This window comes from Leucobacter luti (genome assembly GCF_019464495.1).
Classification (GTDB): domain Bacteria; phylum Actinomycetota; class Actinomycetes; order Actinomycetales; family Microbacteriaceae; genus Leucobacter; species Leucobacter luti_A.
Genome location: NZ_CP080492.1, coordinates 2,979,928 through 3,005,571, shown reverse-complemented (window position 1 = coordinate 3,005,571; position 25,644 = coordinate 2,979,928). Strand labels below are relative to the sequence as shown.

General features: G+C 61.5%; 29 protein-coding genes, 1 tRNA gene and 1 pseudogene. 6 read left to right on the top strand and 25 right to left on the bottom strand.

The genetic code is table 11. The features are described from left to right. Positions 1-709: 709 nt before the first annotated feature. On the top strand, positions 710-1,060 hold the full coding sequence (locus K1X41_RS13500; RefSeq protein ID WP_220174842.1) for a hypothetical protein: 351 nt from the start codon (positions 710-712) through the stop codon (positions 1,058-1,060). A gap of 743 nt (positions 1,061-1,803) precedes the next feature. Here K1X41_RS13500 and K1X41_RS13495 read toward each other — a convergent pair. The 3 genes from K1X41_RS13495 to K1X41_RS13485 form a co-directional block, all read right to left on the bottom strand. Further along, positions 1,804-3,303, bottom strand: a complete 1,500-nt coding sequence (locus K1X41_RS13495; RefSeq protein WP_220174841.1) for a YncE family protein — start codon at positions 3,301-3,303, stop codon at positions 1,804-1,806. 111 nt (positions 3,304-3,414) lie between these two features. Continuing rightward, on the bottom strand, positions 3,415-3,804 hold the full coding sequence (locus tag K1X41_RS13490) for a hypothetical protein (RefSeq protein ID WP_220174840.1): 390 nt from the start codon (positions 3,802-3,804) through the stop codon (positions 3,415-3,417). Between the two features lie 185 nt (positions 3,805-3,989). After that, positions 3,990-4,676 (bottom strand): hypothetical protein, encoded by a 687-nt coding sequence (locus tag K1X41_RS13485; RefSeq protein ID WP_220174839.1) that lies wholly within the window; start codon positions 4,674-4,676, stop codon positions 3,990-3,992. A 143-nt stretch (positions 4,677-4,819) separates the two neighbouring features. Here K1X41_RS13485 and K1X41_RS13480 point away from each other — a divergent pair, with 143 nt between their 5' ends. Continuing rightward, the gene (locus K1X41_RS13480; RefSeq protein ID WP_220174838.1) at positions 4,820-5,668 is read left to right on the top strand and encodes a hypothetical protein; all 849 of its coding nucleotides are present in this window, start codon (positions 4,820-4,822) and stop codon (positions 5,666-5,668) included. Between the two features lie 38 nt (positions 5,669-5,706). Continuing rightward, positions 5,707-6,240, top strand: a complete 534-nt coding sequence (locus tag K1X41_RS13475) for a hypothetical protein (RefSeq protein ID WP_220174837.1) — start codon at positions 5,707-5,709, stop codon at positions 6,238-6,240. Here the strand turns inward: K1X41_RS13475 and K1X41_RS13470 are convergent. The 7 genes and pseudogenes from K1X41_RS13470 to K1X41_RS13440 form a co-directional block, all read right to left on the bottom strand. Then, complete coding sequence (locus tag K1X41_RS13470) at positions 6,237-6,995, bottom strand: pentapeptide repeat-containing protein (RefSeq protein WP_220174836.1); 759 nt, start codon at positions 6,993-6,995, stop codon at positions 6,237-6,239. The genes K1X41_RS13475 and K1X41_RS13470 overlap by 4 nt on opposite strands. Next, complete coding sequence (locus K1X41_RS13465; protein WP_220174835.1) at positions 6,992-7,270, bottom strand: hypothetical protein; 279 nt, start codon at positions 7,268-7,270, stop codon at positions 6,992-6,994. Before K1X41_RS13465 ends, K1X41_RS13470 begins: the two co-directional genes overlap by 4 nt. Positions 7,271-7,322: 52 nt before the next feature. Continuing rightward, complete coding sequence (locus K1X41_RS13460; RefSeq protein WP_132202202.1) at positions 7,323-7,766, bottom strand: DUF6389 family protein; 444 nt, start codon at positions 7,764-7,766, stop codon at positions 7,323-7,325. A 127-nt stretch (positions 7,767-7,893) separates the two neighbouring features. Then, positions 7,894-8,361 (bottom strand): hypothetical protein, encoded by a 468-nt coding sequence (locus K1X41_RS13455; RefSeq protein WP_220174834.1) that lies wholly within the window; start codon positions 8,359-8,361, stop codon positions 7,894-7,896. Positions 8,362-8,561: 200 nt separating this feature from the next. After that, positions 8,562-9,727, bottom strand: a pseudogene (locus tag K1X41_RS13450) (IS3 family transposase). A gap of 450 nt (positions 9,728-10,177) precedes the next feature. Further along, the gene (locus K1X41_RS13445; RefSeq protein ID WP_220174833.1) at positions 10,178-10,375 is read right to left on the bottom strand and encodes a hypothetical protein; all 198 of its coding nucleotides are present in this window, start codon (positions 10,373-10,375) and stop codon (positions 10,178-10,180) included. A gap of 80 nt (positions 10,376-10,455) precedes the next feature. Continuing rightward, complete coding sequence (locus K1X41_RS13440; RefSeq protein ID WP_220174832.1) at positions 10,456-10,599, bottom strand: hypothetical protein; 144 nt, start codon at positions 10,597-10,599, stop codon at positions 10,456-10,458. Positions 10,600-10,639: 40 nt separating this feature from the next. Here K1X41_RS13440 and K1X41_RS13435 point away from each other — a divergent pair, with 40 nt between their 5' ends. After that, positions 10,640-11,446, top strand: a complete 807-nt coding sequence (locus tag K1X41_RS13435; protein WP_220174831.1) for a hypothetical protein — start codon at positions 10,640-10,642, stop codon at positions 11,444-11,446. 3 nt (positions 11,447-11,449) lie between these two features. Here the strand turns inward: K1X41_RS13435 and K1X41_RS13430 are convergent, their stop codons facing one another. From K1X41_RS13430 to K1X41_RS13395, 8 genes are all read right to left on the bottom strand, one after another. Beyond that, positions 11,450-12,010 (bottom strand): hypothetical protein, encoded by a 561-nt coding sequence (locus K1X41_RS13430; protein WP_220174830.1) that lies wholly within the window; start codon positions 12,008-12,010, stop codon positions 11,450-11,452. Between the two features lie 45 nt (positions 12,011-12,055). Further along, a complete protein-coding gene (locus K1X41_RS13425) occupies positions 12,056-12,715 on the bottom strand; it encodes a hypothetical protein (protein ID WP_220174829.1) in 660 nt (219 codons plus the stop codon). A 415-nt stretch (positions 12,716-13,130) separates the two neighbouring features. Beyond that, a complete protein-coding gene (locus tag K1X41_RS13420; RefSeq protein ID WP_220174828.1) occupies positions 13,131-13,565 on the bottom strand; it encodes a hypothetical protein in 435 nt (144 codons plus the stop codon). Next, positions 13,562-14,122: a hypothetical protein gene (locus tag K1X41_RS13415; protein ID WP_220174827.1), complete on the bottom strand. Its 561-nt coding sequence runs from the start codon at positions 14,120-14,122 to the stop codon at positions 13,562-13,564. The genes K1X41_RS13420 and K1X41_RS13415 overlap by 4 nt, the downstream gene beginning before the upstream one ends. Positions 14,123-14,195: 73 nt before the next feature. Continuing rightward, positions 14,196-14,501 carry a hypothetical protein gene (locus K1X41_RS13410; protein ID WP_220174826.1) on the bottom strand — a complete coding sequence of 102 codons (306 nt, stop codon included), beginning with the start codon at positions 14,499-14,501 and terminating at the stop codon, positions 14,196-14,198. Between the two features lie 374 nt (positions 14,502-14,875). Beyond that, entirely contained in the window at positions 14,876-15,484 is a 609-nt protein-coding gene (locus K1X41_RS13405) for a hypothetical protein (protein WP_220174825.1), read from the bottom strand. 370 nt (positions 15,485-15,854) lie between these two features. Beyond that, positions 15,855-16,688, bottom strand: a complete 834-nt coding sequence (locus K1X41_RS13400) for a DUF7507 domain-containing protein (protein WP_220174824.1) — start codon at positions 16,686-16,688, stop codon at positions 15,855-15,857. Further along, positions 16,685-17,536, bottom strand: coding sequence for a DUF7507 domain-containing protein (locus K1X41_RS13395; protein WP_258566740.1), 852 nt, complete (start codon positions 17,534-17,536; stop codon positions 16,685-16,687). The genes K1X41_RS13400 and K1X41_RS13395 overlap by 4 nt, the downstream gene beginning before the upstream one ends. 92 nt (positions 17,537-17,628) lie before the next feature. Here K1X41_RS13395 and K1X41_RS13390 point away from each other — a divergent pair. Then, positions 17,629-18,797, top strand: a protein-coding gene (locus K1X41_RS13390; RefSeq protein WP_220174822.1) for an IS3 family transposase whose coding sequence is annotated in 2 segments (ribosomal slippage) — positions 17,629-17,913 and positions 17,916-18,797 — 1,167 coding nt in all. Because the reading frame shifts where the segments join, the coding sequence is not laid out codon by codon here. 58 nt (positions 18,798-18,855) lie between these two features. Next, positions 18,856-19,485 carry a hypothetical protein gene (locus K1X41_RS13385; RefSeq protein ID WP_220174821.1) on the top strand — a complete coding sequence of 210 codons (630 nt, stop codon included), beginning with the start codon at positions 18,856-18,858 and terminating at the stop codon, positions 19,483-19,485. Between the two features lie 330 nt (positions 19,486-19,815). Here K1X41_RS13385 and K1X41_RS15850 read toward each other — a convergent pair whose 3' ends face one another. The 7 genes from K1X41_RS15850 to typA form a co-directional block, all read right to left on the bottom strand. Continuing rightward, positions 19,816-19,902, bottom strand: coding sequence for a single-stranded DNA-binding protein (locus K1X41_RS15850; protein WP_258566739.1), 87 nt, complete (start codon positions 19,900-19,902; stop codon positions 19,816-19,818). Between the two features lie 41 nt (positions 19,903-19,943). Further along, positions 19,944-20,090 (bottom strand): single stranded DNA-binding domain-containing protein, encoded by a 147-nt coding sequence (locus tag K1X41_RS15845; protein ID WP_258566558.1) that lies wholly within the window; start codon positions 20,088-20,090, stop codon positions 19,944-19,946. Positions 20,091-20,094: 4 nt separating this feature from the next. Then, positions 20,095-20,259, bottom strand: a complete 165-nt coding sequence (locus K1X41_RS13375; protein ID WP_220174820.1) for a hypothetical protein — start codon at positions 20,257-20,259, stop codon at positions 20,095-20,097. A 188-nt stretch (positions 20,260-20,447) separates the two neighbouring features. Beyond that, a complete protein-coding gene (locus tag K1X41_RS13370; protein WP_220174819.1) occupies positions 20,448-20,654 on the bottom strand; it encodes a hypothetical protein in 207 nt (68 codons plus the stop codon). A gap of 2,086 nt (positions 20,655-22,740) precedes the next feature. Further along, positions 22,741-22,814 (bottom strand) — tRNA-Pro (locus K1X41_RS13365). Between the two features lie 110 nt (positions 22,815-22,924). Continuing rightward, positions 22,925-23,614 (bottom strand): maltokinase N-terminal cap-like domain-containing protein, encoded by a 690-nt coding sequence (locus K1X41_RS13360; protein WP_133615684.1) that lies wholly within the window; start codon positions 23,612-23,614, stop codon positions 22,925-22,927. Between the two features lie 81 nt (positions 23,615-23,695). Continuing rightward, complete coding sequence (typA, locus tag K1X41_RS13355) at positions 23,696-25,603, bottom strand: translational GTPase TypA (RefSeq protein WP_132202196.1); 1,908 nt, start codon at positions 25,601-25,603, stop codon at positions 23,696-23,698. Between the last annotated feature and the right edge of the window lie 41 nt (positions 25,604-25,644).

Sequence of the window (25,644 nt, the reverse complement as noted above, 5' to 3'; positions counted from 1 at the left end):
AGGCCTGCACTCTCGTGAGGAAGGTGCACCCACTATCCATGCTGCTGCGCGTCGATGGAAATACTGGGAGAGGTCTGAACTCATCACTAGTCCTACTCGGGGTGAGGCTTGAACGGGTGTGCACGGCCCCCTATCCTCCACAGAAAGCCAGGAGAATAGGTAGCTCCCGCATCACATCTGAGTGTGTCGCCCGAGGCGATACCCGGTCTTGGGCCAGAAAGCCACGCGGGGAGCAGGGTTTCGAAGTGACACTGATCTCAGCTTCGGGATCCCACGTTGAGAAAGTCGTGCCTCCGCTCGCGACCTGGTGCGCTGCAGAGAGGAAAGGAACACTGACACGGGCCGCGTGTGCACCAGATCGCACGCGTGCCGCGGGCCGACACCAGACGAGGCATGCTCAGTTTCCGGCGGAGTTCGAGCAGCAAAGTTGAGTGCTCGACCAACGGAATAGGGGGGCGGACATCGCGTTTCCCCCAACCGGTGTGGCCGACAACATTGGTCTCGATCCGGTGCGCGGTCTATTCCTTGCCCACACCCTCAGAAGCGTGCCATCGCGCAGCCGCTCCCGGCGAGATTCTGCTGCTGATACTCCTCAACGCGTCCGCGCACGCCGAGAGACCCCCACTCGCGGCACCGTCCACGGCACACAGCAGACTTTGTCGGATGCAGCACGTACGATATTCGAACACACTTTCGAACGAGGATTCTGATGCTCAACACCGGACTCATCATGTATGACACTGACACGTGGCTCGTGCTGCGAGACAACCCCGCCTCTCCCGCAGCGGTCATCAGCCGCATTACCGACACTGGTGGGGCAGAGCGCTATCTGCTCATCAAATGGGAGCTCGATCCTGCTGCACGCAGAATGGTGGGCATTTACACGTCACTCCGCGAGGCTGGCGACGCGGTTCCCTGGGCCAAACGCCACACACCAGACGGCAACGGGTACCCGCCGGGAAGCAAGCAGCGGCGCGACGCGAGACAACGGTTGGCTGAGCACTCCCCCACGCGCACGAACGACACCCCCTCAGCTCCCCCTGGAGGGCGAACGAGTTGAAGCATGCACCCGGGAGTCGCGGGAGAGCCATACACCTGGGATGAACTGGTTCGTACGGACAACCGCGTTACGCGGCCCAGGCTCCGGATTGCAGGAGTGAACACACTCGACGCCCCTCCCCGAATCCTTCGCGACATCTCGAAACCGCAGCACCGCAGCACCGCAGCATCACGACACCGCAGCACTGCAAGATCGCAAGATCGCAAGATCGCAAGATCGCGACATCGCAGCACCGCGACACCGCAACACCGCAGCACGGCAGCTTCGCGACACCGCAGCTTCGCGACACCGCAGCATCGCGACGCCGCAGCATCGCAGCATCCCGACACCCCGACACCTCAATATCCCGACATCCCGACATCGACGGAGCCAGCACGTCTCCTACTGTGAGCCCATCATCGCCTGCACTGCGCTCCCGCCAGGTTGCAATATCCCCCCTGCGCGCATGCGGGGTGCTCGGTCGTCCGAGTTTCGGGCCCCGCAACTCCGAGGACTTCAGGGTATTTCTGCGGCAGTTTCGGGCTCACCCACGGGATGGCAGGGTGTGAACCGGGGCGCCATCTGCTGTGCGCAATCGCTCCCAGGGATGCAGGGCCACACGCGCGCAACGAACCGCACAAGCAATTGCCCGTTGGCCGTTACTCGTCGCCCGTCGCCCGTCGCCCGTTGGCCGTTGCCCGTCGGCCGTCGGCCGTCGCCCGTCGCCGAAAATACCTGTGGCGCAGCCCGAGCGCTGTCACAGGTCAGTCGGTCTGTGCGATGCCCAGCGCTCGCAGTCGCTGGATGTAACGGAGATCCTCGCTGGCGTGCGCACCATGCGTGTTGGCGATGAGGGTCACGTCTTCCCAATCAGATCGGACGAGTTCATGGAGGGCGACGCCGAGCGACGACCGTCCTGGATCGACTGCGCGCCAGTCGAGCGTCTGGGCGGCCTCAGCGGTCACCACGGCCTGGAGTTCAGGGTTGCGGCGGATGAATCGTGATGGGTACCCCCGGATGGTGAGGTCACCGGTCGCGCCGGTGAGGTCGAGCATCCATTCGGGATCCTGCACGCGTTCGCGATGCCATTGCGCGTACTGGGCGGTCGTATCCGGATCGGGATCGTCGAGGGTCGAGTTGAGGATGAGTCCGCGTATGCGCCCTTTCAGAGTGACGCGGCGGAGCTCGCAGCCAAAGAGGAACCCCGCCTCGTCCGGGCAGCGCAGGCCGTCGACGGTGACGTCTTCGAGCACGGCGCCGCTGAGAGAACTGGACTGCAACTCGAGGTCGGCGACGTGCACGCGGGAGATGCGGGGGCGCTCGTGGCCTTTCTGGGCTCTGGCAGCGACGCAATTCTCGAGAGTGAGGCGACGACCGGTCACATCGGCGAGTTCGTCGCCCGGTTCGAGCCGGTGATCACGGTAGACCGTGCGCGGCGGATTCCGGCGGGCACCCTGCTGAAGTAGAACCGCGGCCGATTCGTTCGCGGCGCGCACCAGTGTGGTGAATGATTGAGACGCTGAACTGTTCACGCGGGGAATCACTCCCCCTAGTGCGGTGAGGCTCCGAGCGCGTCCGATGTCCGGCCCTGCGACGATTACTCCGTCGCCGACCACGTGCGCACTACTCAGGCCGAGCGGAAAGTCCACGGAGGTGATCTCCGAGAGGTCTTCTGCAGAGAGCACCACGAGTCGTTGGGGCGCCGACTCGCGCGCCTGGGTGGCGGCGAGCAGCAGCCCTGATCCGTGCTGCAGGATGCGCGCTGCACCTGCCCGGGCTGCCTCCGCTGGGATCGGATCCTGCAGAAGCGGACTTCGGCGTCTTCGCTTCAGCACGGTCATCGTTGACACCGAGACCAAGGATTCCATCGTCGCAGCGGAGCTCCCCACCGCGATGACATCGTCGTCGTCGCGGCTGAGAGAGGTGCTGTAGGTGCCGATCTTCGCGGTGAGCCTGCGCGTGACTTCCCAGGTCTGCACATCGATCTCGGTCAGAGCGTGGTCGGTCAGTACCAGCCAGTGCTGATCCGACAGGGCGAGCGCGTCGCGCAGCATCCCGCGGAGCCCTGGCAACACACGCCACTGTCCAGTGTGCAGGTCGAGTATGCCGAGTCGATGAGCTGCGCGACCCTCCACCCAGGAGGTGAGCAGAGCGCTTTCGTCGAGGAGCACGGTGGCCGTGGGGAAATGATGCGGTGCATCTTGTGGAACGGGAACGCGAAGCTCATGCACGGCAACAGGCGCAACGAGCGGCTGGAATTCCATGGGTCACAGAGTATCGCAAGCGCGCTCTGGCGGATCTCTCGCGGCCCCTGTGGTGCCTTCGTCAGCGCTCGACCAGGTCGGTCAGCGCTCGACCGGGCTCGACCGGGCTCGTCAGCGCTCGACAGCGAAGCAGGCCATTGGGCCGTTGGTGAGCAGCGGAGCCTCCTTCGACCCAAAACGGGATGCTGCCTCTGGCCACGCGACAAAGTTCCGCTCCGCGCGACGCGCAATGCTCTTTGTCATTGGGTCAACGGCGAATACGCGCGTCCCACCGGTGCGCACCACAGACATCAACTCCCTCACGTACTCGGCGGTGCGGCTGTCGCCCGCTGGCACGGCTGCCCGCATCTCCCCATTCCGCAAGCTGTCGCCCTCGGAACGTGAACGCACGAGGCTCGCGAGGCCGGTCCCCACGATCGCGTACACCCACCCCTGACCGGAGGGGTGGGGCACCACATACTCACGATGAAACACGCGCTCAGACAGGATGCTCGTGTCCACGAGGGTGACGTGAGGGCCCGCGCATTCGCTCAGCGATGAACGAAACGTCGGGGTGCGTGTCTCGGGTTGTTGAGACGCATCAACGAACCTCACCGTGGGAAGAGCGGTTCGCACCGCATCACTCAACTGCGCTTCATCCGCGGGCGTCATGAAGACGCACAGCCGACGGGGCTTCGACGGTGTGCTCATGATGCCAACGGTGACGTGATCTTGGTAGGCCGGTAGGACTGCCCGTCTTTGGTGGCACGCCACCGGCGCCAGTGTTTGCTTGAGAGCCGGAACGGGAGATGCCGTTGCACGTGCGCGGCGGCATCGTGGAGCCGGTCTCCAGCAGGGAACGCGAGCCAGAGTGAAAGCGACGACGCAGTGGTTCCGAATGTGGCGCGCACGCCGGAAGCTCCGAGCAGCCGCCCATAGCCGTCCACGGCGAACCGGCCGAAGGCGTCGGCATCGATCCCCTCACGCGTCGCTCCTGTCGCGGGATCGATCAGTGCAACCGGTGCGTTCCAGACCAGTGCAGCAAGCGGATGCCCGTATCCGGTCACCGCTCCAGAACCGGCACCGCTCAGGGCGTCGAGCGTGGCTTCGACGTGCTCTGGAAGCACTCGCCATTGCGTGTGAGTACGCTGTCGGTGCTGCGGTCCACCCAGTTGTGCCGTCGCGAACGCTTCGAAATACTCGACCGTGTCGGGCGGGCCTCCGGCCCCGAGCTGGAAGGATATCTCCGGTGCACCGACGGTCACCGCGGTGGCGTCGAGGAATGCCTGCACGCTTTCATACGCCTTGCGAGGGTGCCGAGTCCGGAGAGAATGCGCACCGCCTGCCGAAGCCGGCAGCCCATCGTACGTCACGACCTCCTGCTGCACTGTCACTCCTCCATTATCCCGGACACCAGCACCAGGGCGAAGCGTCTGCGTCGACTCGAGCTGGGCGCACGTGGACGGCACGACGACAGCACGCACCGATACTCTGGGTGTCGGTGGAGACACCAGTCGGCACAGTGAGGGGTGAGCGGATGACGGCGTCAACGAATTTGCGGACCATGGTGTTGCACAGTGCGTACACAGACCAGTTCGACGCGTCAGACCGAAATCTCGTGTGTTATGACCAGTCCTACGACACCGAAGAGCTCTCACGCATCACCGATGCGCACCTGTGGTCTCCACGTGAGGGACCCATCGACCGTTTCCCCGAGATCATCACGGCGATGACGGGGCTACGAAAGCTGAGCATCGGGCCGGGGCACGTTCTGCCGACCGTTATCACCCAGTTGCGGCAGGGTGACCTCCCCGAGAGCCTGGAAGAGCTCTCCATACACCTCGGCGAGCGGACCCTGGTGTGGCCGGACGTCGTAGTACCGAACCTAAACACCCTCTACGTCGGCGAACCCTTCCGGTTCAACGCCGAGCACTTCCCCCAGCTCCGGGCACTCTCGATATATCCGCAGAGATCTCTGAACAATGTGCGGCAGGCGCTCGAATTGCCGCTCGAAGAGTTGCACCTATTGAACGTGCCCACGGACGAGGGAATCTTCCGCCTCCTCGAACCGGTCGGGCTTCGTAGTCTCGGACTGATTGGTGGACGCACGCTGACGAGCCTTACCGGGATCAGCGCGCTCCCCCAGCTGGAGTCGCTGCGGCTGAAGAATCTCACCTCGCTCGGTGACATTTCAGAGCTGGCGGCGCTCCAGCAACTCGAAATCGTGAACATCCAGTACTGCAAGAAGATCACCGGCATTGCCGCTATCAACGAGCTCCCCGCCCTCCGCCGGGTCACCCTGGTCGGATGTGGGCACATTGGCCTCGAAACGATCGAGGCAACGTTGTCGACCCTGGAATGGGCCAACACCGGCGCGACCACCTAACCTGCCAATTCCCGAGACTGATCGGTAGCCTTGTGGCTATGATGGAACTCTTCCGAGGTGCCACCGGGTCCTTGCATGCAGCCGGGTGGACGTTCGAGCAGCCGCTGCTCGCGGACGACGAGCTTCCAGCCGCGATGCGGACGGCCTCCGAAACGGTGATCCGCTGGGTGTCCTCGTTCTCGCTACTGTCGAACCCAGACGACACGGTATGGTTCTTGTCCCGGGACGACTACTCCGGCAGAACCAACAGCGCGTTCGCGTGGAACGAATTCGAACAGCTGAGCGCTCAAGCGGCGACGACGGATGCTGAGGCGGCCGCGATCTCTCGGTTTTGGAAGCACCACCTCCCGATCCTGCTGTCCGTTCGTGACGGATACGAGTACCTGGCGGTGCGAGACGACGGCGCAGTTGTTCACGGAACGGAGCCAGAATTTGAAGAGGCCGATGTGGTGTGCTCTCAGTTCGAGGATCTGCTGAGGTACATCGTCACGCGACCCGCGGCACGAAACGACCTCGTCGAGCGACTTCTCTTCGACGCCGCCAGCGCCCCCGACACGACACTCAGCCGTTAGCTCGCGGCCTCTGGATCCAAGGGCAGATCGTCCGCACGCCCTGCAGCCGCGGCACGCGCGTAGCGCTGTGCATACTGTTCACGCGCGGCGTTAGCCTGCTCCTCGCCGCCCCACTGATCCGGCAGCGCCTCGCCGTCACGACGTGAGCCGGTCACACGGGCGAGACCGAACGTGATGGGCGTGTTCACAAACGTGCACCGGGTGAAACTCGTACTCGCGGAGAGCGCGGCATCGACAAACGTGCAGTCCGCAAAGGTGGTGTCCGAAAATTCTGCACCGCTGAGATCGGCGGCGTCGAACTGGCAGCGTTCGAATCGAGTATTCGGCAAGGACGACAATTTGCGCAGATCCGCCCCAGTAAAGTCGCACTCCGTAACCCGGGTGCCAATCGCGAGGCCCTGCATCGATGCTGCACGGAAACTGCATCGCACAAAGCTGCGATCGAATCGGGGCTGCCTGGAAAGTGATACGGAATCGAACAGGCAGTCGGCGAGCTCGGACTCGAAGAACATCAGGCGGCCCCGTGCATGGCGAAAATCGACGCGAGATAGGGTGACGTAGCGGAACTGCATTCCGTCCCGCCCCGCTTTCACCCCTCGCAGGTCCAGTCGGCCCTCGTCCGTCGTCGCCCATTCGGTCTCGAAGCGATGCGGCCCTTTCACGATGCGCGCCTGCTCCAGGATCTGCTCGTGCAGCGCAGCCAGCCGATCAGGGGTCCATCTGCGCGACAGCTCAGCAGCGCCAGGCGCCGTCATCGGCCCATCCGCCCGGTGGTAGGCACCGCGGCATCCGGCGCTGCAGCTGCCCCGGTGGGTACCTCATTCTCGATCAGGAACGCGCTCGTCACTCGCTCGGTGTTCGCTTCGAAGCCGGCATGATCTCGCCTCCGCCCCGTCAGGAGCACGTCGAGATGATCTGAGAACCCCACAGTGCGCACACGCTGCGTGATCCGCCGGATCTCTGTAGCGAAACCCGTAAGCGGCAACGGACTGCCCCACACCGTGCGCAACGTGAGCTGTCCGTTCCGCATGCGGTCGCGTCTCGTGCTAACCGAGGCTCCCTGGCCGTCACTGCCGACAGGATCAGTCATCGTGAGGCCCCACGCGGATCGGGTCTCTGGCGCCGTCTGATGTTCCGACTTCCCAACGCAGATCAGGCGACCCCGGTGGGATGAGCGGGTTGATCCACTCGGCCACGACCTCGACGATGACATCCGCCAAGTGCGCTCGAGACCAATCCGAAGGGCGTGAGGGCACCGCGGGCTCCCAGCCCTCCTCGCCCCAGATCACGGCGAACAGTTCCCGGTCATCCCCGAGTTGCCGGTCGAGGCTGAACGCGTCAGCTCCCTCGAAACGCGCCCACACACCGAACGGCCCTTCGGCGTCCTGATCAACGAACACCTCGATGAGCACTCCGTCTGCGCCGACAGCCGCTGCACTATGGAGCACGGAAAGCCGGGCGGTCAGAGTCTGTGACTCAGCATCGAGCACAGCTTTCAGCGCGTCACGATACTCGATAGATCCCACCGAAATAGTGTATCGACATCGCGTTCGAGAGCACCGGGGCTGTCGAGAGCTCCCGGGCTGCCGAGAGTTACGGGCTTCGAGCTTCGAGCTACGAGCTACGGGCTAGGCGCCCAGTCGTCGCGTTCGGTCAGAAGTCGATGAATCCGGCGACAACGTCGTGCACCGTCCCGTCCACGCCCGGTGTGCCGTAGAAGTACACCGAGCCATACCCCCACAGATATTCCTCAACGATGTCGCCCAGTTCTCCACTTGCAGGCCACCCTTCCTCATCGACCTGGAAGAGGAATCGGTGACCATCAGCGCGCACAGCATCTGAGTACGCGAGTTCCCCTTGGATCAGCACGGGTGCGTCATCGACCCGCACCAGAGGCGGCGTGGACGCGGCAGCTGGTGGTTCGACCAGTGATGTCGCACGCAGCCCCGGCCACCCCAGGTCGTCACGCACGCCGCGCGGCGAGGGGTCGTGAACGATCGCCCGCATCGCCAGTTCCGGGTACACGAGATCCTCGTCTTCAATGCTGAAGCCGGCGCGCAGCACCACCGAGACCTCACGGCCACCCGTCCACGACGCACAACCCGCATCAAGAGTCAGCACATACCGATGCGACTCCAGAAGTGGATGCGTCTCGATCACCGCTGGAGGAGCTCCACCCAAGCGTGCTCCATTTTCGCAATCCGGCAACGCAGGAGACAGGAACACAGGCATGCTCACAGCTTAAAGAGGACCCGATACTTCTCACAGCGGGACGCGCAGCCGCGAACACGGGTCTGATGCACATTTAAGTGACAGATTCGTTAGGCAGCGAGTGCGACCTGCCTGTTCATGATGGTCTCGTATTCGACCGGCGCCAATCGTCCCGACCTGACCTTTCTGCGGCGTCGATGGTAAGTGCGCTCGATCCACGTCACGATCGCTGACCGGAGCTCGTCACGTGTGGCCCAGGTCTTGCGGTTCAGGACGTTCTTCTTGAGCAGACTAAAAAACGACTCCATCGCCGCGTTGTCGCCCGCAGCACCGACGCGACCCTTCGAACCGGCCCTGCCATGACCGGTGAGCGCACGCTGTAGTTTCCGGCTTCGAAACTGCGATCCACGATCCGTGTGCAGCACACACCCACGCACGTCTCCACGGCGAAGCACGGCGTTGTTCAACGCGGTCACCGCAAGCGCGGACGTCATCTGTGAGTCGATGAAGTAGCCCACGATCCGGTTTGACCACACGTCTTTCACCGCACGGAGGTAGAGCTTGCCTTCACTCGTCCAATGCTCGGTGATGTCCGAAAGCCATAACTCGTTCGGCGCAGCTGCCACGAACTCGCGCTGCACCAGGCCCTTATGCACGGGCGGGCCAGGCTTTCTGCCTTTCCCGGCGGCTTTCTTCTTCCCTAACGCTGACCACCATTGCTGATCGCGGCAGAGCCGCCACGCAGTCCGATCACACATCGGTTCGCCGGGGCTCTTCGCTTCGTCGGTGAGGAACCGGTGCCCGAACTCGGGGTCCTCAAGGTGAGCGTCGTGGAGCGCATTCGCGCGATACGCCTGCATAAGTTCTCGCCCGGTGACTGGACTACGCAGCCACCGATAGTAGGGATGTCGTGAAAGCTTCAATACCCGGCACGTCACCACGACGGGGATCCCGTCATTGGTGAGCTCTTTCACGAGCGGGTAGAGCCTTTCCCGGCAGGTGAGCCTGGGAAAGATACGCGGCCGCACGACGAAGCACTTCCACTTCTTGCTCGAGGAGCTTGTTCCGTTTGCGTAGTTCACGCAGCTCAGCATTTTCAGAACGCGTGACACCGGGTTTCTGGCCCTGGTCGACGCGTTCCTCACGGAGCCATTTATCGAGCGTGCCGACGTGGATTCCAAAGTCGTACGCGTTGCGCGAGTGTCACCTCTGGGCCGCGGTCCAACGCGATCTTCACGACGTCGTCACGGAACTCTTTGGGGTAGCGAAGGGGCATAGGCTCATCCTTCCAGGCCAGCAGAAACTAGCCATATCGAATGTCACCTAAACGTGCATAAGACCCGATTGGTATCCAGGGTAAGCATTTGCCACCCCTTTCTAGGACCTCACAAGCAGCCGCTTGCGGGATGCAGCGATCTGCGCATGCGACCTCACCCCCTTCGATAGGACTTGCGACCCAAAATCTCTGTGCCTCCTAAGTAATGCGCGGTGTCCCCAAATTTCCGCCCGCCAACGCAAAGAGGCGCCCCCGCCGAGCCATCATGACCCGGCGGAGCGCCTCAGCTCTCCCGGTACACACTCCCCTGCGCTACCCGGCCCGCGCCGCCACCAGCTTCCCCGCCTGCTCGCGCAGAACCCCGCGCATAACCGCCGTTGCTCCGTCCATAGCCGATACAGGGATACCTAGCGACGCGATGAGCATCGCGTCACAAACCTCGCGGGCCGACTACTCAAGCACGACCTCAACCGGCAGCGCAGTATCGAGCACCGAGGCCAGAGTCTCCACGCGCGCCGCAGTCAACCGGTTCAGCGCTGGCACGCCCGGCGAGACCATCGCCCGCAGCAGCCCACGCTCAGCCGCCTCGACCCGCTCGCCATGCTCCGCCGCAGACCGCGCCCATTCGTTTTCGGACCGATGTCCCACCACCCGACGCGCCTCGACGACCAGCCGGTCGCGCAGAGCGGCCCAGGCCTCGGATAGCGTGACACGGCCGTCGCCGGGGCCTATGGTTGGCGCACGAAAACGTCAGCGTACTGCGCCACAAGCCATTCGGCCATGGCCGGGTGTTCGGCGGGTGGTGCATGCCAGGTGCTGGCGATGCTTGTGGCGGCTTGCTGAATTCGTGCGTTGTAGAGGTCTTCTGCCATGAGGTAAGTAATGCGCGGTGGTGCGATATAGCCTGTGAAGGTGACGAGTGATGCCAATGAATCTGTAGACGTACAAGCTCCCGATGAACCTGAGTCAGATTTATCTGAACCAAATCCTCTCGCCGGGATGCGAATGCGAGACGTTAGGAGAATCCTTGACGACCCCGACGATCCGCGTTTCCCGGCCGCATATGCTTCGGCACAAAAGGCGCTGAAACCTCTTATCGAATCTCAGGACCGCTGGTCGAAGATTATCGCCGCGAACAAAGCTTCTCTTACGAACCTCGCTTCATCGAAAGCGGTCCAGGACATCTTGAAGAGCGCTAGTTCAAGTATTGATATGTCGGCATTCACTGACGTACAGATGGAAGATACGCGGAAGATACGCGAGAGCGTTCGCCCGAGTCTTCAGATCGGTGAGCAGTTTTCGAAGATTGCAGCTGATATCGCTGCACAGTCAGCGTTAGCTCCGACCCTCCCTAATTTGCGATTCGCTGTCACACCTCGGTACATACCTAACCAACTAGCTGCATCTGCAGCGGTTGAGTCACCGGAGGTTGATGACCTAACAATCGAAGAGGTTTCCGAGCAAGCATCCCAGCGCGCCAGCTTCGATGACCGTGTGCACGGCACCTTGCTTTTGATTGCAGATGCCATCACTGCGCAAACTGAGTCCGCGAAACAAGAAGTTTTGCGACAGATCGATGTCGAACGCAATTTGTATGAGGAAGCAAAGCAAGATCGCAACACCGCACGCAACCGCTACGTTGTGGGTACCGTTGTGTTCGGAATCGTGTCCCTACTTGGCGTGTACGCCACGCTTCTGGTCACTCTCCTGAAGCCATGAGCTCTATTCAAGTCCTGAATTATTGAAGACCAACGTGCCTGTTTTGTGCTTCATGATCCGCTGAACCCTCTGCCCATCTGCTGCACAAGACAAAGCATCGCCGTCAACGCCCAAGTGCTGAGCGAAGAGCAAGGTCACAACTACCGCCGTCGCATCTCGAAGCGCTCGAAGCGGCAACCCGGTCGAAAATCTTCGGTGCGGCCCACCTTGCTTGGCGGAGTGAGCAATGAGGTTGCGATGGCTTTTGAGTGACTTCTCCCATGACTCCCTGTCTAGATGAAGCTTCGCCCAGACCTCCTCTGGAAGGAGCTCAACGGCTGCTGCTACGACTGCAGCGAAAGTGCTGTCGTTGTATAGCCTGTAGTCTTCCGGTAGATGGAGCCCGGCGATGACTTCTTGGACTTCGTCAAATTGCTCGGGCGTCAGGATTTTTGGCGCGTCTACCCATTCTTCGCCGAGACGCTCAAGAACCGTCGCCAGGAAGAAGAAATCCGTGTCCACATAACCTGGCTGGTCAATTATGCCTGCGACTGTCTGCGGGAGCGGCCGTAGCTGATCTGTCATCTCCCACCATTTATTGATGGCGTTCTGCGTGTTTTCGTTCCCAAATCAGATTGGAAAACTGCGATAGTCGCCACTACCTGAAGCAACCGGGCGAACGCTTTGTCGCGCAAGTATCCGAACCTCAGCACCATCGCTGCTCCGCGCAACCATCGAGAGCTGAGCTATCGGTCGCTGCACGGCAAATGTCAGCATCCGGCGGAACGCATCAAGGTGGGTCTCAAAATCTTCCAAGTGGGCCGGAAGGGCCGAGTTCAGCTCCACCGCACCCCCGGTGAACACCATTTGCATTTCAGGAGCCCCTTCGAGAGCAGGCAGCGTTGGCGGAGCACCTGGCGAGCGTTGCGCACCGTCCCTGTGGTAGTAGCCACAAGCCACTCCGGCGTGCTGGTAAGCGCACCTCACCGACTGGAACAGCTCTTCCGGTTCCGCAGACCCAACCCTTAGGTCCTCGATATGAATGAGTTGCTGACCATTTTTGTATGCGTCGGACCCTCGAAAGTAGATCGGGACTGAACCCCCACTACCTCGAAAGGTCTTGATTTTGGCCATTCGACTTCCGTTCTGCGTTCCACCAGCCCACGTTGTCTCCGACGAGAACCAAAATCGACCAACCGAGTCCTTGCTAATCTCGCCCGTGAGTGGCTTCTTATCTATTTCGCCACTTACGTTCAAGGGGATATCGGAGGCATTCAATGTCTTGGGCATGAATCAATCGTGCCAACTTCCGAGTATCACGTGCTAGCCCGCACCTCGCCCACCATCCGCCCGCTGCAGAGAGGGCACTCCGCCACCGCCAGTTCCACTCCCTTGGCGTCTCGAATCCGCCGAGGTTGCACCGCATTGAGCGCCGCCCGCATCTATCAGCCGCTCGCGCAGCTCGGCCCACACCGTCGCGAGCGCCACACGACCGTCGTCAGGGTGTAGTGTCTGGCACACTCAGAGTTCTGCGTACTGACCGGCGAGCCACACGGCCACGAGCGGCGGGTCTGTTGAGCGCGCGGGCCACGCGGTGGCGATGGACACTGCGGCGCGATGGATTCTGGGTGCGTGCTGATCTTCCGTCAGGCAGTGGGTAACGCGCGGTGCCGGTGCTTCGGGAAGGCGCTCACCGGCACAGAGATCACAGGTACTGAACTGGCAGCACTTGAACTACCTGTTCGAGACCATCGTTAATAAGAACCTGCACCGCGTCTACTATCCTCAGTTCAGCAGGAAGGATACCTGACAATCGCACAGAATTTGATGACCTCATGTGGCTGAGCAGAGTAACGGCAGTTGAAGAATTCACCGCAACGTGTACAACTCTGATGTCCTGATTGGTTCCACCGATTCTGACCCAAACATTCTCCAATGTGACCTTCTCAGCGGACGGATCCTGCTGCAGAGGAATGACCAGCTTACGGACGAGTTCGCCCAGTTCCGCCTTCGAGGCATTGCTTCGAATGATGCCGATCACCCTCAAAGCCCTTCCTAGGGGCACGCTTGGAGGAAGTTCATCTTCGCTCGGCCTGCGCGGCACGCCAGGTTTTCTGGGTTTGAAGACAGGTACGTTCATGCGAACACCCATGCAAGTGCGCTCCAAAGCACCAATGATAGGAAGCAAAAGAATAAGCAAACCCGGTATCTACTTCGCACCTTTGACAAGCTCGCTTCATTGAGAATAAGCATCTCGTCGATGGCCATGCACAGCGCCAACTTTGCATCTTCAGATGTCAGCGACACGTTCTTGACGTACGGATTCGCCGTCTCCCGGGCATCTTTGTTCATGGGGTTCTTCATGTAGCTGAGTAGGTGGTCGGGATATAGCGCTGGCTTGTAGCTGAGCCCCGGATTGGCGATCAACGTCACGCACGTTGCGCTGACCCCGAAGGATAGGGTGCCAAGAACGCACAGCGTGTAAAACCACCCGTTGCGCGCTAACCCTGAAGAGTCTAGGACGGCCGTCAGTAGGACAGCACATGCAGCAGCGACCAGACCGAGGATCGTGATACTCCGGTTCCGGATCCCATTAAGTTCGTCACGCTGAACAGCGAGGTATTCTCGCCCTGCATCAATTGAAAAGCCATACCAATTTTCACGGTCGCGACTCGACCAGAAATTCAGTATGCCCATGGGCCAAGTCTACATATCAAGCGCACAGCCCCTGTGCCACGGGCGGGGTGCCTCACGAACGATTGGTCGCCCCTCACCGGCGCTCCTTCACCAGTGCCACCAAATCAGGCCACGGATTTAAACTCTCGCACAGCCGATCCCGCACAGCCGGCGCAAGCTTCTCATTCGCAGCCTCCCAAAGAACGCACCGCTGCTCCGCGGTCAGTTCGACGGTCTCGCCGGTCGCATCGTCCGCGCCAATCGCTAGGCCGACACCGAACCGCACTTGCGCGCTGCCGAGGTTGTGCGAGATCACAGTTGGTGTGAGATTCAGCTCGGGCTCACTGACCAACAAGGCCTCATCGTCCACGAACAGGTCTGCGCCATGGCTCAGCGACACCACAGTGAACGCGCGGCACCCACTGATCTACTGGATCCTCGCCATCGAGTTCTCGCAGTCGTAGGTGACAGCGGTGGTCGCGTACGGGCTGGTCCGTAGGCCCTGTACTTGCTCCGGCATGTTGTGGCTCCTCACTGGGGTCGTAGGGACCCCAATAGCACGTATGCGCGGCCTACCCCGCCCGCACCTCACCCACCACCCGCCCGCCCGCCCGCCACAAAGCGGACACGTCGCCACCGTCAACTCCATTCCCATAGCGTCTTTGATCCTCCGCGGCTCCACCATGTTGAACGCTGGCTCCGCACCATCCAATACCCGGTGCTCCTCTAGAAAACCGCAGCCGCCGCAAGACATCGAGTAGATGCGCGCACCGGTCACCGGCGGATCCTTGCCCACGCGTCCTGTGCAAAATCGCCGGTAATTGTATGACTGACCGCGATCAGCAGGTCGCCGTCAAGAATGATCCGATCCGTGTGCTGGTGCTCATACGACTGTCCCTGCGTGAATTGAGCCTCTGCGCCATCCGCCGGCACTTCCTCATAGACCGAGTCGCGCAACGCCGCTACCAATTCGGCCTTCGCCGAATCGTTTATTATTGCCGCACCGAGATAGCTGAGAGCCCCGGTACCAGTAGTCCCCCAGTTGCAGTAAAGCTGCCGCTCACCGGCCTGCAAAGTCCCCATCGTCTTAGGGCCAATCATCCCTGAGAGCTGTGTCTCAGCATCCACTCCCGGGTGCGCTTCGAGTCTTGGATCATAGGTCTGGACGGTCGCGAGCGGCAGGAGCTGCTCACACGTCTCAGGGATCGTCGTGGCCGCGGGCTGCGTGGTTGGCTCCTCCGCAGGCTCTGGGGCCTCAACAGCCTCCGTCGCCTGAGACGGCCGCGGCGCCTCCGTCGGCGCGGGTTCAGCTGCGCATCCGACGACGGTCGCGGCGAGAGCCACGAGGGTGAACGGAGCATATAGAAGGCGGCGGGCGGTCATAGGCCCAGTCTATCTACCGCTCTCAATACGCTTCAGGCAGCACGGCTATCGTCAGCCGTGCTCACAAAGAGTGCAGCCCTGGATCGCCTTCGGGGAAAGGGGCCCAAGGCTGCACGGGGTGCCGCCTCTTGATCGATTGTGTGGGTTGTCATGACCCTAGGGGAATTCGATCAGGCGGCGTTGACACCACACCTGCAACGCGGAGGAAGCTTCGCTCAAAAGGGGAAGTTTGCGAAGTTGCGCCGCAGGGTGTGGTGGGTCTGAGGTGCTCCGTCCCGCAATCATCGTTTGCGATCGCGGTGAGGCCGGCAGCTTCCCCGACTCACAGCTTTCATGCTGAGAGCCGGGGAAGGTACTGAACTGCGGAGGGTTAGTTCATCTGGACCGTAGCCTCATGCGTTCCCGCACGGTGGTTGCGGATTAGGCACAACACTCCGCCGGCAAGGAGCAGGCCAGCCGCGAGGAAGCCCGCGTTGGCGATGCCCTGCCCACCGGTGACCGCGAGGGCTCCGACGGTGATCTTCTCATCGTCATCTGCCTGCACCGGGTCTCCGCTGGGCGGGTTGCCAGTGACGGAGGCGTGGTTGTCCACGTATCTGCGATCACGGTCGGCGCTGTTGAGCCTGTAGCTCGCAGTTGCCATCATCTGCTGGCCCGATTCTAGCACGCCAGCTTCGCCCGGCCAGGAGCCGTAGGTGATCTTCGACAGCCCCTTGAGCTCGTCGGTGATCTCCACCCCGGTGAGGATGACATTGCCGGTGTTGGCGACGGTGAAGGTGTAGGCGATCCGGTCGCTGTTAAGCTTCCCGGTCTTCACGAGGGTAATGGCCGGCGCCTGGGGCAGCGGCGTGTTCTCCTCGTCTGGATCCTCTACGGGGTCGCCCGTGGGAGGCGTGCCGGTGACGAGCGCATCGTTATCGACACTGCCGGCATCCACGTCAGCCTGCGTCAGCGTGTAGCTCGCCGTCGCCGTCACCTGCTCACCGGGCGCGAGGACGCCAGCTTCACCGGGCCAGGTATAGACAATCTCCAACAGGCCTTCCAGCTCATCAGTGATCGACACATCGGTCAACGTAACGTTGCCGGTGTTCGTCGCAGTGAAGGCGCAGTTCACCTGGTCATCCGCGTCGGAGCCCGCGCCCTGGGGAAGGGTACTCGACTTCAGCAGGCCGATTGCGGGGCCCGGGGTCAAAGGTACAGTCACGTCGTCCTCATCCTCCACCGGGTCGCCCGTGGGCGGGTTGCCAGTGGTGGTCGCGATGTCGTCGACGCTACCTGTGTCAACACGTAGCTCGCATTCGCGGTGACCTGCTCACCCTGAGCGAGGACACCAGCAGCACCCGGCCACTCACCGAACACGATGGCCGACAGGCCTGCCAGCTCGTCAGTAATCGTGACGCCGGCCAAGGTAACGTTGCCGGTGTTGGTGACCGTGAACTGGTAATTCACGGTGTCACCAGCTACGCCCGTGCCTGCGAGCGTTCCGGTCTTCACCAGGTCGATGACTGGCAGCTGCGGGAGGGGCACGTCCTCGTCGTCGTCGTCCACCGGGTCGCCCGTGGGCGGGTTGCCAGTGGTGGTCGCCGAGTTGTGCACGTTGCCGGCGTCAATATCTGCCTGCGTCAGAGCGTAGTTCGCGGTCGCGGTGACCTGCTCACCCGGAGCGAGAACACCAGCTTCTCCCGGCCAGGTGTAGAAGATCTCCGACAGACCTTCCAGCTCATCGTCAATCGTGGCGCCCGTGAGGGTGACATTGCCATTGTTCGTAGCAATGAACTCGTACTCGATCAGGTCACCCGGAACAACCGTTGCGCCTTCTTCGAGACCGCCGGTGTTCACCAGCTCGATACCGGGCGCGGGATCCACATGGATGATCTCAATGTCATCGTCCGCCACTAGGTCTCCAGTGGGCGGGTTACCCGTCGTCGTCGCGGTGTTCTCAACCTGGCCTGCGTTCACATCGGCCTGCCTCAGAGCGTAGCTTGCCGTAGCGATAACCTGCTCGCCCGGAGCGAGGACACCGGCTTCGCCCGGCCACACACCGTACGTCACCTCAGACAAGCCTTCCAGTTCGTCAGGGGTCTGATGCGCGTTTAGGTGACATTCAACATGGCTAGTTTCGGCTGGCCTGGAAGGATGAACCTATGCCCCCTCGTTACCCCAGAGAGTTCCGAGACGACGTCATCCGGATCGCGTTAAATCGTGGCCCGGAAGTGACACTCGCGCAGATCGCGAAGGACTTCGGCATCCATGTCGGAACCCTCGATAAATGGCTTCGAGAGGAACGCGTCGAGGCCGGAGAGAAACCTGGCGTGACCCGTTCTGAGAACGCTGAGCTACGTGAGCTTCGTAAACGGAACAAACTCCTCAAACAAGAAGTGCAAGTGCTCCGACGTGCGGCCGCGTATCTCTCGCAGGCGCATTTGCCGGGAAAAGGCTCTACCCGCTCGTGAGAGAGCTCACCAATGACGGGATCCCCGTCCAGGTGTCGTGCCGGGTATTGAAGCTCTCACGCCAGCCTTACTATCGGTGGCTACGTAGTCCAGTCACCGGGCGAGAGCTCATGCAGGCGTATCGTGCGAACGCGCTCTATGACGCCCATATAGAGGATCCGGAGTTTGGATACCGGTTCCTCGCCGACGAAGCGAAGAGCTCCGGGGAACCGATGTGTGACCGGACTGCGTGGCGGCTCTGCCGAGACCAGCAGTGGTGGTCAGCATTCGGGAAGAAGAAAGCCCGCGGGAAAGGGAGGAAGCCTGGCCCACCTGTTCACGACGACCTGGTCCAGCGCGAGTTCGTGGCCGCTACTCCAAACGAGTTATGGCTTTCGGACATCACCGAGCATTGGACTGGTGAAGGCAAGCTCTACCTCTGCGCTGTGAAAGACGTGTGGTCAAACCGGATTGTCGGCTACTCCATCGCATCGCAGATGACATCCGCGCTTGCGGTGACCGCGTTAAACAACGCCGTGCTTCGTCGCGGTGACGTGCGTGGGTGTGTGCTGCACACGGATCGTGGATCTCAGTTCCGAAGCCGGAAACTACAGCGCGCGCTCGCCGCTCATGGCAAGGCCGGCTCGATGGGGCGTGTGGGTGCTGCGGGCGACAACGCGGCGATGGAGTCGTTCTTTAGTCTGCTCCAGAAGAACGTTCTGAGCCGGGGGACCTGGGCGACTCGTGACGAGCTCCGGTCAGCGATCGTGATCTGGATCGAGCGCACTTACCACCGACGTCGCAGACAAGCCCGGTTGGGACGTTTGACGCCGCTCGAATACGAGACCATCATGAACAAACAGGTCGCACTTGCTGCCTGACCAAACTGTCACCTAAACGCGCATCAGACCCACCTCCAAACCTGGATAGAGTGCGGGGATGGAAATAGTATTTGCGTTCGTTTCTTGGCTGGGTTCCCAGGTGAGCTACAAGATCCCGCTCATCGAGATACTCGCGCTCGGGGCAGTAACCTTTTTTACGATAAGGACGAGCACGAAACTCTCTCGCGAAGAAACGGCTAAGTCTTTAGCTCAGGCAAAAGTGGACACTGACAGGTCTATCGCGGCAGCTAGGCAAGACTTCAATAAGGGCTTTGCTGCTGACCGCCAGAGAGAAGCACTTGAAGCAGCTTTAATTCTGGAAAGAGAAGCCAACAAGCTTTTCAACGAAGACCGCAAGCCGCTCTATAGCGTCCCCACTATTGATAGAGCGTTATGGGTCATAACTCAGTCAGGCATACCCCATGCGCAAGAAATGTCAACTTGGGTTAGAGCCTTTATTGATCACTCCTTGATTAGAAAGCACGACCCTGACGCGCAGATTCAATCTGGGATGTTGTGTCTGATCAACCCTCCTGGGCGTCGCATTACATCACAAATCAGTTCATGGATGGCTTTCCCCAACGACGGCATCGATGACCTGTTTCAAGAGACCGAAAGAATGCATGAGACATTCGATGTATGGATGCAGTCTTTGACCGACACAAGCCTAAATAAAGACACCGACTAGGGTCCAGATTCATAGACGCTAACTGCAAGGTTCCAGCACTATGGCCCCTCCCGGGCATCCGAAAGGCCCACTCGTGGCGGGCCTAGGTTGTTGTGCAGGAACCGGGTTTGGGGGCAGTCCTGCACGGTTTGTTGGCTAGAACTGTTGGTTGTCGTAAAAGCCTCCGAACCCCTGCGCGCCCGTTTGTGGTGGTTGTGCCCTTGCCAACTCTGCCCCTGGGGTGAACCCCCGCCTACCCCCCCCCTGGGTGCTCTGGCGTGGCTGCACCCGAACGTTGTTGAAGCGCAGTTCTGACCTGATCGCTTCAACGTCATAGTTCAGGCCCGTCGGCTACTGCCCTTGCTGGTCTGTGAACGTGTGCACGGACAGGCACCCTTCCATCGGCACTCGTGTGCCCTTCTTGCTTGACTGGGCGATGTGGTCCGCGAGTTCGTCGAACGCGCGGCATCCGGGCCTGACTAGTCACCCGACGGCTTGTCCCGCACGCGCGGTGTTGAGGCGACGCGGAACGTCACCCAAAATTTGCCCGTCTGCGAGACGCGCGGCTCTGGGTCCGGGTCCGCGACCAGGTTCCCTACAACAGTGATCAGTGGTTCGCCAGCCATGATTTCAGCCCTTTTTTTCGTAGATTCCTTGTCTCGGTGCTGCACGCACGATCTCATCCGTCGGTGACGGATCCCGGAACGCCGAACCGGGCGCACGGTTCACGCTGATTGTCACGCCCATGTTCGCGATTCTCTTCATCGCAGCGGCGAGGTCATCTTCTGCACGCATTCGTTTTCCTTTTCGTTGTTGAGCTGGTCTGCTATCTCTCGGATACGGTCTGGCCAGAATGGCGACTGTTCGGGTTCTTTCATGCGGCTCACGTTCTCGTGCGGAATCGTTCTGCAGTGGTATCAAGATCTCGCTCGGGTTCTTTCATTCGTTCTTTCGTGGCCCGTAGATTCGTGCACGCAGGCTGCTCAGACGCTTTCGCGCTGGCGGCTTCCCTGAGTGCTTCGTTTCGTGCCGCCGCGAGATCCCCAGTGCATACCGGCGAGGATCACGGCCAGCACGTCCGCACGGCCTTCTTCGAAGCACTCCGCGACACGGGCCGCGTCGCGGCCTCGGACAGCGGTCACGGGCTTTGCAGTTATCGGGAGTAGTTCGAACACTTCCTCGTCGGTCACAGTCGCCACCCAGCATCGAGCCTCAACGGGGACTACAAAGGCCCCGACTCAACAGTTGGAGCCTCCGCATTCACGCCAGCTCGATACTCCGCCAGCCGGCACGCAACATCAGCGGGCAGCGGGTAGTGGGTAGCGGGTCAAGCGCGCGGTGATCCGCAGCCGCCATCCCAAGCCGCTTCGCCACGCGCACGTCCGCTGCGATCTGGGACGGCATCATTGGTTTCTCAGCCCGCCTCAATCAACGCGAAAGGTGTCAGCGACTCCCCCGCGGTCCCGTAATAGCGGATCACGAGCGGCTGCGCTTCATCGAACGTCATAGCTGGCGCTTCCTGCTCGAACACTGCAGTTCAAGCCACCACTTTCCATTTCGTCATCTTGTCCGCGGTCGGGTACCGTTCAAGCTCCACGAACAGGCTGAGCAGGTCAGCAACTTCACCCGGCGTCATGGCCTATCCTTCCTGAACTCGTCAGCGATCGCCCGAGCCCTATCACCAGCAGTCGGCTTCGACCCCGCACCGCGAATAGAGACACCACGTTCACTTTGATTGCGGCGCATCCAGTTGGCCCAATCGGGCTTCACGCTCTTCTGCACTGGCTGAGCGATCCAGTAGTCAACGAACACCTTGTGCTCGGATTCCAGATCAAGGCCAGGACACTCGAACTGCAGCTGCTGGATAGGACCAAAATCGGGCATCCAATAGGATGTGATTCGTGAGCCTTGCGCGTAGAAGTAGCGTTAGCTACTTCCTTTAGTAGGCCGGGTCGGGGTGTCCCGGAACCCTCTTCCGTTTGTGTCCCGTCGGGATTTTGCCCTGTGGTTTCGGCCTTTTTGAATCGATAGGCTTCCTTCCGGCGGCGCCCCTTCTCCCTGTTAGCCATTGCGTCAGCAAGCGACGGTTGGTAGTCGGTCCAGTCGTTGAACGCGATGTCATCGCCTTCGTCCTGCCACAATCCGACCGTCACAAGTCTGTCCTGGTGAGACACATTCGTCCCCAACTCATCGAGCATGTAACCCGGAGTCCGACCAGCCGTGAGAGGCTGCGCTGACCAAACGCCAGCCTGCAGCCACAACCCCAAACAGGCATGCCGCTCTGCCCTCGGAATTTACCTCGAATTCGGGTTCGTACCGAACTGACCATCAACACGAAACCACGCCACCTTGCACCTCCTTTCTCGCTCATACGGGGTCGTGTCGAGTTCGACGCGTCCCCCTTCGTCATCCAGATAGAACAACCGCCCTTCCGGGTAGCGGACAGGTGTTATGAGAGCGCGCTGGGCGGTCTTCGGCGGGGTGGAGTCATCACGCGCCTGAACTCCGCGCGCTTCAAGTTCGGCACGATCAGCACTGGCCTCGTTGAACCCGTTGCAGGGCGAGCACGCGGCAATCAGGTTCGAGGGCTGGTCCAGTACCCCGAACCTTGCTCCGCCATTGCCCCGGTTCCCTCGATGAGCAGCGACCTGCGCTTCACCCAAGCAATGCGCGGAGATCCAAGGAACACAAAGGCCTTGATCCCTCTTCAACACCATGGCCACAGTATTCTTCGGGATGCCTTTACTCACGGACCCCCAATCCGTCACGGATCTCAGGGCGCAGCACTCCGCTACTCCCGCCCAACAGGCCTCGTTCACCGTCCCTGATGCATTCCTCTTTCACGGGCGAGCCATGCCACAGCGCGATCAGGGGGTGAATGCGCTGCTGCTCCACCAGGGCAAGAGTTACGTGCACCTGCGCTTTCATCAGCGCCTCTGCACTCATGTGCGACCTGTCAGCCACCCACGTCACTGCTTCTGCTGCGCGGCCGATACAGTCACTCACCGACATCTCCGTCCACCTCAAGACTTCTGCCTGTCATGTGGTGGGACCGCACAGTGGCGAGATCGCATCCAGGAGGTGGCAGTCCTCATGGAAACTCGGCGCGAGAAAGCGCTTCAAGAGCTAGTCAAGAACAGGCGCGAAGAAGCTTCATCAGAGGCGGCGTAGTTTCCCATGTGCCCTAAATATGCTCTGAGCCTGGGTGGGAACTCTTGGGCAACAAAAAACCCCCGGAACTTCCGCATGTTTCTGCGGTAGTTCCGGGGGTTACTGTCGGGATGACAGGATTTGAACCTGCGACCCCGTCGTCCCGAACGACGTGCGCTACCAAGCTGCGCCACATCCCGATTTGCGTTCTCACGCATGGACTACTGTAGCGGGTCAGTGGCCAAACTTGGAAATCGGGGTGGTCGCTTCCGAGATTCCGGGCGGGTCGAGCCTGGCTGCCGTCCGGGACTTACTCGGGAGCCACTGTTGTGAGCGCCGCGATCGTGACCGGAAGCTCCTGGCCGGCCCAGGTAAGGCGCAGCGCGTACGCTTCCGGCCCTGCGCCGCTCTCGGCCGCTGCGAGCGCCTCAGCGCCGCCTCCGGCGAGCGCTGCGGCATCGAGCACGTGCCGGATCCGGAGCGTGGCGAATCCGGTTTCCGCGATCGTGACGCCACCGAATTCGGACACCGATGCCGCCCACATTTCAGGCACAGCGCTCTCGGGGTCCCCGGAGCCTCTGAGCTGGCTGAGCGGCCGGAGTTGTGAGGTCTCCCCCGCCGCGTTCTCGTAGAACTGCTCGGCTTCGGAACGTCCGTGCGCCATCGCCTCCGCGAGCACGGTGCGCGAGACCGGATCCCCGGCGCCGTCGCTAATCCAGCGTGTGCCGAGCACGCCGTGTTCACTGGTGCCGAGCAGGAACTCTTCACCATCGGCCAGCGGTTCCCCGCGGTAGGTGAGCACGACGTGATAGATCGTGTCATCTCCGGCGGTAACGAGGTGGCCTTCGATCCCCACCTCACCTTCCGGGTCATCGAGCCGGTACGCTGTGACCTTTTCCAGTGCAGACACGTCGCCGCGGAACCATGGCCGCGTGGGGAGCCACGATGCGAGCAGCTCGAACTTTGACGGGGACATCGTCGTTTCATACATGAGTGCCATGCGGCGATCATACGCCTCAACGCAACAGCGCCCCACCCCCGTGAGGGGATGGGGCGCTGTCGCACCTGCGGCGAAGTTGGGTTACTTGCCCTGGTTCTTCACCCGCGACGCGCTGCGTGCACGTGCGTTGGCCTCGAGTACGACCTTGCGGATGCGGACAACCTCGGGGGTGACCTCGACGCACTCGTCCTCGCGGGCAAACTCCAGCGATTCCTCAAGGGAGAGCTGGCGCGGCGGAGTCATCGATTCGAAGGAGTCGGAGCTCGCCGCACGCATGTTGGTGAGCTTCTTTTCCTTGGTGATGTTCACGTCCATGTCCTCGGAACGTGAGTTCTCACCGATGACCATGCCCTCGTAGACCTCCTGCGTGGGCTGGACGAAGAACGTCATCCGCTCCTGCAGGTTGATCATCGAGAACGGGGTCACCACACCGGTGCGGTCAGCAACGATTGACCCGTTGTTGCGGGTGACGATGGGGCCAGCCCACGCGTCGTAGCCGTGGGAGATCGCGTTGGCGATGCCGGTGCCACGAGTCGTGGTCATGAACTCCGAGCGGAAGCCGATCAGGCCACGCGAAGGAACGATGAACTCCATGCGCACCCAGCCGGTGCCGTTGTTCACCATGTTCTCCATGCGGCCCTTGCGGGATGCGAGGAGCTGGGTGATCGCACCGAGGTGCTCCTCCGGCGTATCGATCGTCAGGTGCTCGTAGGGCTCGTGTGTCTTACCGTCGACCTGCTTGGTGACCACCTGGGGCTTACCAACGGTGAGTTCGAAGCCTTCGCGGCGCATGTTCTCGACGAGGATCGACAGTGCGAGCTCGCCTCGGCCCTGCACCTCCCACGCATCGGGACGGCCCACGTCAACAACCTTGAGCGAGACGTTGCCGACCAGCTCGCGATCCAGGCGGTCCTTGATCATGCGCGCGGTGAGCTTGTGGCCCTTGACCTTGCCAACGAGCGGCGACGTGTTCGCACCGATCGTCATCGAGATGGCGGGCTCGTCGATCTCGATCATGGGCAGCGGACGCACGTCCTCTGCGTCAGCGATGGTCTCGCCGATCGTGATCTCTTCGATGCCTGCGATCGCGACGATGTCGCCGGGGCCGGCCTTCTCTGCGTTGTAGCGTGAGAGCGCCTTGGTGAGCATGAGCTCGGTGATGCGAACGTTCTGTACGGTTCCGTCGTGACGGACCCACGCAACGGTCTCGCCCTTGCGGATCTCACCGTGGTGCACGCGCAGCAGCGCGATACGGCCGAGGAACGGCGAGGAGTCAAGGTTCGTGACGTGTGCCTGCAGCGGGTGCTCGTCATCGTAGGTGGGTGCGGGGACGTGCTCGAGGATCGCGCCGAACAGCGCCTCAAGGGTGTCACCATCGGGCAGCGTGCCGTTGGCGGGCTCATTCAGGCTGGACGCACCGGCGCGGCCCGAGAGGTATACGACGGGGACGTTGAGCACCGCGTCGATGTCGAGATCCGGGACGTCGTCCGCAAGATCAGAGGCGAGGCCGAGGAGCAGGTCCTGCGCTTCGCTGACGACCTCGGGGATGCGCGCGTCGGGGCGGTCAGTCTTGTTGACCGCGAGGATGACGGGGTGCTTCGCTTCGAGTGCCTTGCGGAGCACGAAGCGGGTCTGCGGCAGCGGGCCTTCCGAGGCGTCAACGAGCAGCACCACACCGTCAACCATCGACAGTGCGCGCTCGACCTCGCCACCGAAGTCAGCGTGACCCGGGGTGTCGACAACGTTGATGACGATGGGGCCGTTGTGAGCGTGCTCCCCCTCGTATGAGATCGCCGTGTTCTTGGCGAGGATCGTAATGCCTTTTTCGCGCTCGAGATCGTTCGAGTCCATGACCCGGTCGTCGACATCTGCGTGCGCATCGAAGGAGTTGGTCTGACGCAGCATGGCATCGACGAGCGTGGTCTTGCCATGGTCGACGTGCGCGACAATAGCAACGTTGCGGAGGTCTTCGCGAGTAGCGAGAGCCATAGAGGTGGTGTCCTAACGTGACGATCTGATCGTCGACACGG

Bases quoted from the DNA above. Each gene is read 5' to 3' on its own strand.
- K1X41_RS13500 (WP_220174842.1), top strand. From the start codon at position 710: ATGCTCAACACCGGACTCATCATGTATGACACTGACACGTGGCTCGTG.
- K1X41_RS13495 (WP_220174841.1), bottom strand. From the start codon at position 3,303: ATGGAATTCCAGCCGCTCGTTGCGCCTGTTGCCGTGCATGAGCTTCGC.
- K1X41_RS13480 (WP_220174838.1), top strand. From the start codon at position 4,820: ATGACGGCGTCAACGAATTTGCGGACCATGGTGTTGCACAGTGCGTAC.
- K1X41_RS13475 (WP_220174837.1), top strand. From the start codon at position 5,707: ATGATGGAACTCTTCCGAGGTGCCACCGGGTCCTTGCATGCAGCCGGG.
- K1X41_RS13470 (WP_220174836.1), bottom strand. From the start codon at position 6,995: ATGACGGCGCCTGGCGCTGCTGAGCTGTCGCGCAGATGGACCCCTGAT.
- K1X41_RS13465 (WP_220174835.1), bottom strand. From the start codon at position 7,270: ATGCGGAACGGACAGCTCACGTTGCGCACGGTGTGGGGCAGTCCGTTG.
- K1X41_RS13440 (WP_220174832.1), bottom strand. From the start codon at position 10,599: ATGGCAGAAGACCTCTACAACGCACGAATTCAGCAAGCCGCCACAAGC.
- K1X41_RS13430 (WP_220174830.1), bottom strand. From the start codon at position 12,010: ATGACAGATCAGCTACGGCCGCTCCCGCAGACAGTCGCAGGCATAATT.
- K1X41_RS13425 (WP_220174829.1), bottom strand. From the start codon at position 12,715: ATGCCCAAGACATTGAATGCCTCCGATATCCCCTTGAACGTAAGTGGC.
- K1X41_RS13420 (WP_220174828.1), bottom strand. From the start codon at position 13,565: ATGAACGTACCTGTCTTCAAACCCAGAAAACCTGGCGTGCCGCGCAGG.
- K1X41_RS13415 (WP_220174827.1), bottom strand. From the start codon at position 14,122: ATGGGCATACTGAATTTCTGGTCGAGTCGCGACCGTGAAAATTGGTAT.
- K1X41_RS13405 (WP_220174825.1), bottom strand. From the start codon at position 15,484: ATGACCGCCCGCCGCCTTCTATATGCTCCGTTCACCCTCGTGGCTCTC.
- K1X41_RS13385 (WP_220174821.1), top strand. From the start codon at position 18,856: ATGGAAATAGTATTTGCGTTCGTTTCTTGGCTGGGTTCCCAGGTGAGC.
- K1X41_RS15845 (WP_258566558.1), bottom strand. From the start codon at position 20,090: ATGGCTGGCGAACCACTGATCACTGTTGTAGGGAACCTGGTCGCGGAC.
- K1X41_RS13375 (WP_220174820.1), bottom strand. From the start codon at position 20,259: ATGCGTGCAGAAGATGACCTCGCCGCTGCGATGAAGAGAATCGCGAAC.
- K1X41_RS13360 (WP_133615684.1), bottom strand. From the start codon at position 23,614: ATGGCACTCATGTATGAAACGACGATGTCCCCGTCAAAGTTCGAGCTG.
- typA (WP_132202196.1), bottom strand. From the start codon at position 25,603: ATGGCTCTCGCTACTCGCGAAGACCTCCGCAACGTTGCTATTGTCGCG.